At 44.3% G+C, this 11,944-nt stretch carries 9 protein-coding genes; 3 read left to right on the top strand and 6 right to left on the bottom strand.

Annotated elements, in window-relative coordinates:
• Positions 1 to 451: 451 nt before the first annotated feature.
• The 5 genes from BJF97_RS30055 to BJF97_RS30035 form a co-directional block, all read right to left on the bottom strand.
• Positions 452 to 2,857, bottom strand: a complete 2,406-nt coding sequence (locus tag BJF97_RS30055; protein ID WP_070083071.1) for an Ig-like domain-containing protein — start codon at positions 2,855 to 2,857, stop codon at positions 452 to 454.
• Positions 2,858 to 2,995: 138 nt separating this feature from the next.
• Positions 2,996 to 5,401, bottom strand: a complete 2,406-nt coding sequence (locus tag BJF97_RS30050) for an Ig-like domain-containing protein (RefSeq protein WP_004196714.1) — start codon at positions 5,399 to 5,401, stop codon at positions 2,996 to 2,998.
• A 135-nt stretch (positions 5,402 to 5,536) separates the two neighbouring features.
• The gene (locus tag BJF97_RS30045; RefSeq protein ID WP_038992084.1) at positions 5,537 to 7,942 is read right to left on the bottom strand and encodes an Ig-like domain-containing protein; all 2,406 of its coding nucleotides are present in this window, start codon (positions 7,940 to 7,942) and stop codon (positions 5,537 to 5,539) included.
• A gap of 146 nt (positions 7,943 to 8,088) precedes the next feature.
• Complete coding sequence (locus BJF97_RS30040) at positions 8,089 to 8,766, bottom strand: PIN domain-containing protein (protein ID WP_004196712.1); 678 nt, start codon at positions 8,764 to 8,766, stop codon at positions 8,089 to 8,091.
• A 130-nt stretch (positions 8,767 to 8,896) separates the two neighbouring features.
• Positions 8,897 to 9,316, bottom strand: a complete 420-nt coding sequence (locus BJF97_RS30035) for a hypothetical protein (RefSeq protein WP_070083070.1) — start codon at positions 9,314 to 9,316, stop codon at positions 8,897 to 8,899.
• Positions 9,317 to 9,867: 551 nt separating this feature from the next.
• On the opposite strand from BJF97_RS30035, the gene BJF97_RS30030 reads away from it, so the two are divergent.
• The 3 genes from BJF97_RS30030 (at position 9,868) to BJF97_RS35765 (ending at position 11,554) form a co-directional block, all read left to right on the top strand.
• Positions 9,868 to 10,221: a hypothetical protein gene (locus BJF97_RS30030; RefSeq protein WP_004181821.1), complete on the top strand. Its 354-nt coding sequence runs from the start codon at positions 9,868 to 9,870 to the stop codon at positions 10,219 to 10,221.
• Between the two features lie 191 nt (positions 10,222 to 10,412).
• Positions 10,413 to 10,919 carry a hypothetical protein gene (locus tag BJF97_RS30025; RefSeq protein WP_004196707.1) on the top strand — a complete coding sequence of 169 codons (507 nt, stop codon included), beginning with the start codon at positions 10,413 to 10,415 and terminating at the stop codon, positions 10,917 to 10,919.
• 134 nt (positions 10,920 to 11,053) lie between these two features.
• Positions 11,054 to 11,554, top strand: a complete 501-nt coding sequence (locus tag BJF97_RS35765) for an HNH endonuclease (RefSeq protein WP_223819061.1) — start codon at positions 11,054 to 11,056, stop codon at positions 11,552 to 11,554.
• Here BJF97_RS35765 and BJF97_RS30015 read toward each other — a convergent pair.
• Positions 11,545 to 11,859, bottom strand: a complete 315-nt coding sequence (locus BJF97_RS30015) for a hypothetical protein (protein ID WP_004181824.1) — start codon at positions 11,857 to 11,859, stop codon at positions 11,545 to 11,547. The two genes, BJF97_RS35765 and BJF97_RS30015, sit on opposite strands and share 10 nt — an antisense overlap.
• Positions 11,860 to 11,944: the final 85 nt, after the last annotated feature.

Raw genomic sequence — 11,944 nt, 5'->3', positions numbered from 1 at the left:
TCGGATACCAGAATCCACGGCAGACTGATTCTGTGCAGCAGATGAATACAACCCCATTGTTCGCAGTCTGTTTCTTGTTGCTCTTGAAACCTTCTGGTGCACCGTTATGATTATACAACCAGCCTAACTAGTTAGGGCTGCGCCCAGCCTACTCACGAATAACCCTGACAATGTACCGTCCTAAAGAACTCTATAACCCTTATACTGGGGGAGGGGGCAACACCAACTAACGGGTCTGATCATGTCGAAATTCGACTCTGATCATTTCTGGAAAATTTCCAGCAAAGCTGGTATCTATTGCCCTGATGTGAAAATTAACCTATCTGGTGGGTAATTAGAAAGTTACTTTTTATTGTTACTTTCTATAGTTAGACGATGAATCTATGCCTAACGTCCCTAATCAGTATGAACCTGATCAGGGCACATTTTTTGATTAATGCATGTTACTTGGTTACTTGATTTGCGGAAATTCGATTATGAAATTGCTTTCCCCTGTAGAACCGTTTTCTGCTGTGAAAATAGGAACAGTTGAGTTTTCACCGGTTCCAAGGTCTATCTGAATTTCTTTTGTCTCCCCGGGGTGAATAACGTTCCCAAGGATATTTATCGCATAATCTGCGTCCTTCCTGACCGTGATGTTTGCCGTTTGTATACCCTTAGCCAGTGAGCCATCGTTACGTCGTAGCTGTCCCGTCCGCATGACGGCCAACGGTGTGTTGTCACTGGTTTTTAGCGCCTTTACAACACCCAAAGTTTTCAGCTTCTCAAGGGTGACCAGGTTTTTTGGGTAATAGGCGAACTGAATGCTTTTTTGAGTAGTGTTACCTTTCGCGTCGGTAGCATATGCGGTTAGTGTATATTTGTCCGTATTTGCATCCAGACTGGGGAAGAGACGAGGGTAATCAGGTGTATAACTACCGTCCGTATTCTGGTTAAACCCCAAGATAACGCTGTCCGACGCTGGTCCTCCTTTAAGTTCAAGTCTAACAAGGCTGGGTGCTGTTAACTCATCATTTAGCGTTATACTGATGTTCTCAAGCCCGAAAACAGTAGCACCGGGGGATAGCGGCGCATTTTCATATTTAAAATTAACAACAGGAGGTGTCTTGTCGTTAATCAGATTTATGAATGGTGATGAAGTTTCATTGTTAAAGCTGTCCTTTGCCAGAAAGCCTAAATTGTATTTACCTTCGGCCAGTTTGCTGAGATCAAAACTGTATGTGTAATCCTCGCCAGATAGAGCTGTTTGGATACCTGACAGTAGTTGGTCCCCGGTATCTGAATCAATCAGAGCAGCAGATTTGAGTTGCAACAAATCGCGGAATTTTCCGCGCCCTGGTTGCGTCACAAATAAGAGTACAGTTTTGTTTTCCTCCTGGTAACTATATCCAGTTATCTTGGGTAACAGATCAGTGTTCCAGTGATGTCTTTTTTCTACAGTGACTGATGAAAGTGTTTTATCCATATCAGTCAATCTGAAGAAGTATGTTGTAATACCATTCCCTGATTTCGGAATAGACCATGATACCGCACCAGTACACTCAGTCTCACCAGCAGGTATCTGACAAATCTCAGTATTTCCACTCATCGCTCTCTGACCATAATTTCGCGGAGACGCAGTGATCTTTACAGAGCTGAATTTCACGGGTAGATCTTTGGAATCCCAAAGATAGCTGCCTGCATTCATTTCACCTTTTATATCTGATGTTAACCATACTTCAGGTGCTGCCGGGCTGGCCGGAGCCTCACTTCCTAAATTGATATTATAGGAGAGTGAGCCTCCACCCCATTGATATCCGTTATGGATGACGTAAGCTACCTTATAGGCCGTTTTCGCGGATACATAACTGTATCCATTCGCTTCGGAAATAATCGTGCCAAATTTCAAACCAGCTTTACTGTATTCCCTTCGATTATTCGATGGAACCCTGTACACGAGTGTTAAAGGGTTTTGGTTAACGGTCATTCCCGGCTTATATGCTATGTAACCTTCACTAAATCCCGGAACTACGCTTGTTTTAGAAGTCGGGTCATAAACAGCAAATAAAGTATATTCACCAAGATCTGAGTCAAATATGAACTTCTGATCCGGCAAAACTTTATGGTTTCCCGCTTTATCATAGAGCGTCACACGGAAACGATATTCCACATCAGCGTTTGATACAGGCATCCATGATGACCGACTCATATTCCCTTTTGTCCACGGTATTGAAAGGGATGCTGATCCACTGTCATAAACCATATCTGTAGTTGAAAAAACAGTATCATCAGGTTTTATCACCTGAATAGTCGCTTTATCAAAACCGGTGGCAGATTTGACGTTTTTCACATTCAGGTACAGCTTTGCTTCAGCCCCGAGGCCTAGTTCCCAACGCTCACCTGTTAAGACCATATCATATCCGGGGTTTTGGTCCACGCTCAGGTTATCTGACAAAGGCCCTACAGTATCAATAATAAAATTGTGAGACGTGCTGTCGATAACAGTGTTTTGAGTATTCAGGATATCTGACGTTATTACATAACTTCCATCACTCAGTGGTGGCAATGTCAGCGTTTTACCATAAAATTCTTCACCAGTTGATGCCTTTATACGGTCATTGACCGTCACGCTCTCAGTAGTAAAGCTATATACTCCAACCTTTTCTTTCTTTACGGTTACCTGAATTTTTCTGTCGAGTCCCGATATTATTCTTACCTGAATTTTTTCATTTGTATTTAGGATACCTGCTTCCGCACTGACTGATTTATCCGTTCCATAGACATCCTTGAATACATATTCATACACACGAGCATATGAGGGGAGTGAAAAAGCGGAGAGGGCAATTAGTATTAAAGTAGTCTGTAAATTAATTTTCATATCAAATTATTAATCCAAAAAATTCGTGAAGTTTATGCCTTGGAGAAAGTTACTTTTTTCTGATTGCATACTTTTAACAACACCATTTGGTACGAAACGCCACCAGCCCCACATAGCAGAGGCGGTGGCCGTCGATAGTTAGTTAAGTTGTGGGAACTCGATGATGAAGTTGCTTTGACCCGTAGACCCGTTGATAGCCGGAAAAATCGGAACCGTAGAGTTTTCACCAGTTCCGAGGTCAAGCTGTATTTCTTTAGTTTCCCCGGGATGGATCACCGTTCCCAGAATGTTGATGGCATACTCAGCGTCGCTTCTGACCGTGATATTTGCCGTCTGCATACCCTGGGCAAGAGAGCCATCGTTCCTTCTCAACTGGCCGGTACGCATGACTGCCAGAGGTGTGTTGTCACTGGTTTTGAGTGCTTTAACCACGCCCAGTGTTTTCAGTTTCTCCAGGGTAACGAGATTTTTAGGGAAGTAGGCGAACTGAATACTTTTTTGGGACGTATTACCTTTAGCATCTGTGGCATATGCAGTGAGAGTGTATTTATCCGTCGACGTATCCAGAGTAGGAAACAGCCGTGGGTAATCAGGTGTGTAGCTACCATCAACATTCTGGTTGAAACCAAGGACTACGCTATCAGATGCAGGCCCCCCTCGTAGTTCCAGGCGGAGAAGAGTAGGTTTAGTCAGCTCATCGTTTAGTTTAATGGATATATTCTCCAGACCATAGACCGTGTTGCCGGAGGTGAGCGGGGCATTGTCGTAGTTAAAGCTGATCTCAGGGGGAGTCATATCATGCACTAACGTGATGAATGGAGAAGATGTTTCATTTTCGAAGGTATCTTTTGCCAGAAAGTTTAAGTCGTATCTTCCTTCAGCCAACTTACTTAAGTCAAACGCATAAGTATAATCTTCACCAGAAAGCGCTATTTTGGCTCCATTCAGCACCTGCATACCTGAATTAGCATCAATCAGTTCAGCGGACTTAAGCTGAAGTTGATCTCTGAAGGTACCATTACCGGGTTGGGTAACAAATAAAAGTACTTTTTTCTTATCTTCCTGATAGTCATATCCCTTTATCCTCGGTAGAAGGTTTGTGTTCCAGTAGTTCCTCCTTTCCTGATTAATTGATGAAAGTGTCTTGTCCTCATTATACATTTTAAAAGAATATGTCACGCCTCCATTGCCACTTTTAGCAATTGACCACGGTACCGGCCCGCTGCACTCAGTCTCACCTGGTTGGATTTGACAGATTTCCAGGTTACCTGTAAATGCTCTTTGGATATAATTTCTCGCAGAAGCACGGATCCTCGCTGAAATAAATTTCACCGGTAGATCACTTGTTTTCCATAAATAGTTAAAAGAATTAATTTCACCTTTTGTGTCCGTCGTGAGCCAAACGCTACTAGGCATTTCCGGTCCGACAGGCGTGTCGGGACCCAGTTTAAGGTTATAGTTTGCAGTAGCGCCGCCCCATTGGTACCCGTTATGTATATCGTACCTGTTGTTATATGCTGTTGTTGCCGCCACATAGGCGTAACCGTTAGCTTCTGAAATGATAGAGCCAAAACTTAAACCAGCTTTGTTGTATTTCCTTACATTGTTGATGGGGATACGATAGATTAAGGTAATCGGGTTTTGATTAACTGTCATACCCGCTTTATAAGCTATATAACCCGAAGTGAACCCTGGAACAACGCTTGTTTGCGCTTCGGGGTCCCGTATAGCAATAAGAGTGTATTCACCCAGTTGGTCATCAAATACAAATTTCTGTTCCGGTAATACTTTTCGGGAGCCTGCTTTGTCAAAGAGTGTAACCCGGAAACGATACTCTACATCAGCATTTGATGTAGGCATCCAGGAGGCCTTTTTCCGATTCCCTAAAGTCCATGCAGCAGACAGGGAGGAAGACCCGCTATCATAGTCCATAGCAGTAATGGAATAGACGCTATTATCGGGATTAATAACCTGTAATGTAGCTTTATCGAAACCAGCGACTGCTTTAACGTTGTTAACGTTCACATATAGTTTTTGGTCGGCTCCAAGGCCCAGTTCCCACCTTTCTCCCTGGGTGACCATTTCATACCCCGGTTTCTGTAAAATGCTCAAATCGTCCGCTGTAGGGCCCACACTATCTATGGTGAAATCCTGTGTGGTGGAGTCTACCAGAGCACCCTGTGTGTTAAGTATTTCAGAGATAACCTGATACGGTCCATCACTAAGGGGAGGAAGCGTGATGATTTTCCCGTAGAACTCTTCACCTGTTGATGCCTTAATTCGATCACTTACCTTAATGCTATCGGTTGTCGTGCTGTAAACCTCCGTTCCTGACTTCCGGACAGATACGTGTACTTTGCGATCTAGGCCGGAAATCAGGCTCAACTGAATTTTTTCGTTAGTGTTAAGAATGCCGGTTTCCGCACTGACTGATTTCTCCGCACCGTAGATATCCTTAATGGTGTACTCATAGACCCGTGAATGCGATGAAAAGGACATCGTCGCAAGGATTATCGTTGTCAGCAGTTTTATCTTGGTATTCATTTCAGATCATTCCCAGCAGGCTTGTAATCAGAGTTGAGAAAGTAACTTTTCTCTCTTCCTGGCCGTCATATTCGGCGTTGTCGTGTTTATCCAAAAATTACCGGCCCAACAGCAGGGACCCGTAATCGTGAGTCGCTATTTAATTTGCGGAAACTCAATGATGAAATCGCTTTGCCCGGTAGCGCCGTTTGTTGCCGGGAAAATTGGGACCGTTGTGTTAACACCAGCGCCGAGGTCTATCTGGATGTTTTTGGTTTCGCCCGGCTGAATGACAGTACCCAGTATGTTGATCGCATAATTAGCGTCAGTCCTGAGCGTGATGTTGGCAGTTTGTACACCCTGAACCAAGGAGCCATCGTTCCGCCTCAACTGCCCGGTACGCATGACGGCCAGCGGAGTGTTGTCGCTGGTTTTCAGCGCCTTCACCACACCCAGCGTTTTGAGTTTTTCCAGGGTCACAAGATTTTTCGGATAGTAGGCGAACTGAATGCTTTTCTGAGTGGCGTTCCCTTTGGTATCCGTTGCATACGCCGTCAGGGTGTATTTATCGGTATTTTCGACAAGGGTAGGGAACAGACGTGGATAATCTGGCGTATAGGAGCCATCGGCATTCTGGTTGAAACCAAGAATCACGCTATCAGATGCGGGGCCACCTTTCAGCTCAAGGCGTTCGAGAACAGGCTTTGTCAGCGCGTCATTCAGGCTAATCGCGATGTTCTCCAGCCCATACACGGTAGAACCGGAAGCAAGCGGGGCATTTTCATAATTAAATATGACGTCTGGGGGGGTCATATCGTTCACCAGCGTGATGAACGGCGATGACGATTCATTATCGAAGGTGTCTTTGGCAAGGAAGGAAAGGTTATATTTGCCTTCCGGGAGAGCTCCCAAATCAAACGTGTAGGTGTAATCATCACCAGCAATCGCTGTATTGGTACCGGTTAACACCTGGACATTTGAATCCGCATTAATCAGAACCGCAGACTTGAGCTGCAATTTGTACCGTAAACTGCCGTTCCCCGGTAGATTCACAAATAGCAGAACCTTTTTCTTGTCTTCCTGATAATCATAACCAGTAATTCTGGGCAACTGGTCAGCATTCCAGTATTGCCGCCTTTCAGCATATTGTGAGAAAAGGGTGCCATCTGAGTTGGTCATCTTGAAGAAAAAACCCATATGGCCGTTACCACTTTTTTGAATATTCCCAACAATTTTCCCTTCACACTCCAGCTCGCCGACAGGAATGTTACATAAGAAACCTCCGGTATTAGACATAGCCTTTTGAATGTAATTTCGTGCCGACGCTTTCACGCGGGCAGTAAGAAATGTCACCGGGAGATCGGATGTTTTCCAGAGGAAATCATATGAGCTTACCGAGCTTTTCTTGTCCGAGGTAATCCACACGTCAGGAGTAGTCGGGCTTACCGGCGCATCTGCACCCATTTTAATATTGTAGGTAACACTGGCCCCCCCCCACTGATAACCGTTATGGATAACAGAGAGCGTCTGGTAAGGGGTCGTGACCGACACATAGCTGTAGCCGTTAGCCTCAGAAATTATGTTCCCGAAGGCCAGCCCACCTTTTCTGTACTCCCTGCGGTTCGTAGAAGGGACACGGTAGACAAAAGTAATGGGATTCAGATTGACCGTCATCCCCGATTTATATTCAACATACCCTTTACTGAATCCGGGTATAACACTGGTTTCAGCTGTAGGGTCATACACCGCGACTAGCGTGTATTCGCCTAAATCCGAGTCAAAGAGGAACTTCTGATCCGGCAGGACTTTTCGGGTACCTGCCTTGTCGTATAGCGTGACACGAAAGCGATATTCTGTATCCGCATTGGACACCGGCATCCAGTCGGCTTTAACCGCGCTCCCCTTAGTCCACGGAACAGAAAGCGATGCAGAACCGCTGTCGTAAACCATGTCCATTTTGGAATAGACGGTATTATCGGGATTTAAGATCTGGATAGTAGCTTTATCAAAACCGGCCGTCGCTTTCACATTTTTGACGGTGACATATAGTTTTGCTTCTGCCCCCAACCCCAGTTCCCAGAGGTTTCCGGTAAGCACCATGTCATATCCCGGACGCTGGTCAATCCTCATGTTATCGGCTGTGGGGCCAGACGTATCAATCAGGAATGATTGAGTTGTCGAATCAATAAGGGCATCCTGGGTATTCAATATTTCCGAGGTAATGGTATACAGCCCTTCACTTAACGGTGGCATGGTTATAACTTTCCCGTAAAACTCTTCATCTGATGATGATTTGATGCGATCGGCAACTTTCACGCTTTCTGTCGTCGTGCTGTAGACATTCGCGTCGCCTTTTTTCACCGTCACACGGATTTTCCTGTCCAGCCCTGAAATCAGGCTAAGCTGGATTTTCTCCGTGGTGTTCAGCTTCGCTGAATCGGCGCTAACGGATTTCTCCACACCGTAGATATCTTTTATTGTGTACTCATAAACACGGGAATGGCCCGGCAATGAAAGGGTGCCGAGGATTAATGCCGCCAGAAGTTTGAGTTTGAATTTCATATCAGTACCAGTCTAAATCATGGTTAAAAGGTCGCATTGTGAGTCGCTCTTAACCACTGACGGAGCGATACATGCCAAAAAAGTTACTTTCCTTCTCCGTTGCAAAAACAACGCATGTTTATGATTCTGCTCACCTGGCCTACGGCTTATTTCACCTGCTCGAGATCAGCACGCCTGCTCTTCTGGGCTGGCGAATGTAATGAGCGATTCCAGACCAGCGTTTTTTCGTAAATCGTGATGAAACCAAGACGAATTAGCTCCTGCTTAATCCGCTCGTTCAGCAATGAGCAGGATTTTTGCCCTGTCACATTTGAAAGGTAATTTTGTAAGCCCATTGGCGTGGCCGGGAGCGATTTAGGGGAGGATGCGCAGGAAAGCTTCAGTCTGTTAATCCAGTACCCCATGTCATGCTCTTTGGCTTTCATCACTTTCATTGTTGAAGCCGTGTCTTTAACCGGCTGCGGAGCGGGCAGGGCTGGAGAGAACCTTGTACAGCTGATCCCTGCTGCTTTAAGACGGGCAATAATGCCGTCATAGCCCTTGTCACGGGAGATAACAGAGAAGTGTGACGTATCCCCGGACAATGCGGTCAGCTGGCCGAGTTCCAGAACCAGATGGAAATCAACATTGTTTTTGGATACCTCAGTCGCCGGAATAATGCATACAGAAATTGCAGAGCTCAGGGACGTAACGGGAATTTTAATGTTTTCCTGTTTAGCGCCCGTGAAGAAAAGCACTTTGTCAAAGTCATGAAGGGAAACCCCCTCAAGGCTTCCGATATTTTCATAATCAATCAGGGCAATTCTGGTTTTGGAACTGAGCATTATTCTCTCCCGAAAAAACAGGTTGGACTAAATATCAACTTAATCACCACCAGCAGCCCAAAAGTAACTTTTGGGCCTATGTACACTCCCGCCACCCGGTAAAAGTGACTTTTTACGGCGCAAATACTGACTAAACGTGCTGGTTCTGATTAAACATGGCTACGGCCATTGGTCTGGAACCACTGGTATCATCTACCTCTACGGCAATATCTATCCAATGGTCGGGGTCGGATACCCAGTCAATCAGCTCTTTAAGGGACAGGCTGTATCTGAACTTAATTTTCTTAATGCTGTCATTGCCAAACCAGTTAATTCGGTTCTCATGCTGTTTGATGTAGTACACATCCCATGAGCCATGGCCCAAAAAGTCCTTACCCCACTGCCGTTTATGCTCTCGCCAGTCACAGGGCAGAACGTCTGCACGAAAAAGACTGTCTGTTATCTGATAGATATCTGAAAACCCGACCTCGCTATCGGGGATCATTTCCAGGTACAGGTATCCGGCAACCGGATGCTTCGTGCTAATGACCACGTGTTTCGAGCTCATCATAGTTCCGTTTTCCGTATGAACAGTCCTAACGCCAATAATCCAGTTATATCAAAATTTGTTTCAGAAATTCCTGAATAACAGGACAAAAAAAATCCAGAGAGGAAAGAAATGCGGGACAAAAAGGGTCTTTCAGGATCGCTTATTTTGATATCGTCTATTAACTATTCCATCCCGAGATGTTCAAATGACGCCAGTATGCAGCGCGGGAAATGTGAAAACAGAATGTGCAGCAAGAAGAAAACGACATAGAAGGAGAGGGAGGCTCATTCACATCACTGATGACAGCTATATTAACAGCAGAATGCTTGATCAGATATCCGACGACGTGATGTATCAGGAAGCATTCAGAAAAGGAACTTAACGACGAACGTAAAAAAACACACTCCACGGCCTTAAAGTACCTTTAAGTCGGGAAAAACCAAAATTTTCTATGTTAGATTATTATCTGTTTTAGTATGCCAGAACTAAACCAGTGCCCTGTCTGGTAAAAGGGAGTGGCGGTAGCTTCTGAAAATTCGGTTTAACTTCCAGATTATTCAAGCGGGATGTATATGCATGCAACTCATCTGACGAAAAAATTTAATGTTTTGGCGGTCGTCTATTTCACAATCATTGCTTGTGGTCAGATTGTTCTGTTCCCTCATTCTCAGCCCATTTTCCTGTTCCTCGTGACTATGGCTATGGCGGTTCGCTTATTTACCCTGCGGCCTCAATATAAAAATTTACGATTTCTGGTTTTGTCCATCATCTCACACCACCTTGTTTTTACCATTCTTTCACTCATCCAACTCTATATCGATGCCAGGTATAGCAGGGCAAGTTTCATTGAGTATCAAATGGTTTATGCGCCTTTGCTCATCGGGATGGGATATGTGTATTTCAACGTCTGGAGAGCGCGTACCTAACATCCTTCCGACTTCTTTGGTTAAAAGAGCCTGCATGAATTGTTCTACCCACAAAGCCATACCGCTGACCTTTTCTTGTGAAGTGGCAACAGGTACAGGTGTCCCCGTTAAGGTGTCAGACTGTTGTACGTTACCGGGTTAATAACGAGTATCGGGAATTGACCAGCGATACTCATTAGATAGGATTAAACATGTTGATTAACAATAAAGTTAAAAAAGAAATAAAGGCAAAAAGAAAGAAGGCGTCCAAAATATTTTGGACGTGCCATTACATCGAAAAGAAATATCCTCAACCTATTTTTATAGCCCTTTTTTGGTTACCTTGGCTTCCTTTAATAGCATATATAAAGCTATTCCCGCAATTTTCTCCTTTAATTGCATTGGCGATATACGGACTTGGGATTATAACAATACTTTCTGTATGGTTCTATTTGGATTTTCCTAAAAGCTGGATTGATTCACTGGACCGTCAAATTTTGAAGTACCGGTCAGATATGTCATTCATTGATGAGCTCAAAGATGTACACACTGATGATTTTATTGAACATGGCAAGGAAATACTAACGATTAGCGACATTCAATATTGGGCTAATGACCAAGAATGGCAACTGGATAAACTACATAGAAAATATAGTCGCGTCAAAATCAAAAAAGAGGTGGTTGTTAACCTTAAAAGTTTTGAAAGTAAAAAGGACTGATGTCCATTCATTAATTTTCAATTATCAAATTGCAGAAAGTTACTTTCTGGGGGATCTATGTCTGAAAAGATAATCAAAAGGGGGGGGAGCTCATAGAGTTGCCCTCTCATAACAACAATGCCGTAAAAACCGAGATGCAGACCAGGACAGAAAAACCCAAAACGAAAATCACCAAAGCGCAAAGAGAAGAACTCAGATTAAAATTTGCGTGCAGGTGTGCCTACTGCGGCTGTGAGCTGAAGGAAAAGGGCTGGCATGCCGATCATGTAGAGCCAGTTCGTAGAGATTTCGATATAGTTCGCGCGCCCCAGGGGAGTAGGGTGAGTCACGTTGCACGAAGCAATGGACGAGTATTTCATCCTGATCGCCATGATTTAGATAATCTTTTCCCCGCGTGTTCAGCATGCAACCTTTTCAAAGCGACATATTCAATCGAAGGATTCAGGGAACAGATTGCCCACCAGCCTGAGCGTGCTCAGGCATACTCAGTCAATTTCCGCACAGCCCAACGATTTGGGCTGGTAACGGTTATTGAGAAACCTGTGGTTTTCTGGTTTGAGGCGTACGATGCCTCAAAAGAACTTGAACCCCAGCTTTCTTATTTTTTGGCACACCGGGAGGCTTATCAGGATTGAGGTTTGCTGTCTTTTCTTGGACTGATGTCGGCTTCTTTAATCCGTTCCTCAGCTTGCATTCCGGTATAGATACATATAGCACTATTGTAATTATTAAAAGCAATCTGACTTTTGAAATCACAAAAATATGCAGGGTTCTTTGTCGCTATAGTATCGCCTTTCTGGCACTTCCCCTTCAGGCCTTCAATCAATGAGTCATTATCGGTGCCCATACATGCTTTGCCAGTTGGGGTTATACCTTCTTCCTTACAGCCAGAAAGAAAGACTGTGGCACAGATCAACACTGTAAGCATTTTTTTTTGCATTGTTCCCATTCCCTGTTATACATGGTTTTTCAATTATAGACATTACCTGGTCTGATGCATCTACCAGTAATTGTATCGCGTCTAT

Source organism: Klebsiella sp. LTGPAF-6F, assembly GCF_001753185.1.
GTDB classification, from domain to species: domain Bacteria; phylum Pseudomonadota; class Gammaproteobacteria; order Enterobacterales; family Enterobacteriaceae; genus Klebsiella; species Klebsiella michiganensis.
The sequence above is the reverse complement of the archived record's forward strand: the minus strand, read 5'-3'. Positions and strand labels throughout refer to the sequence as shown.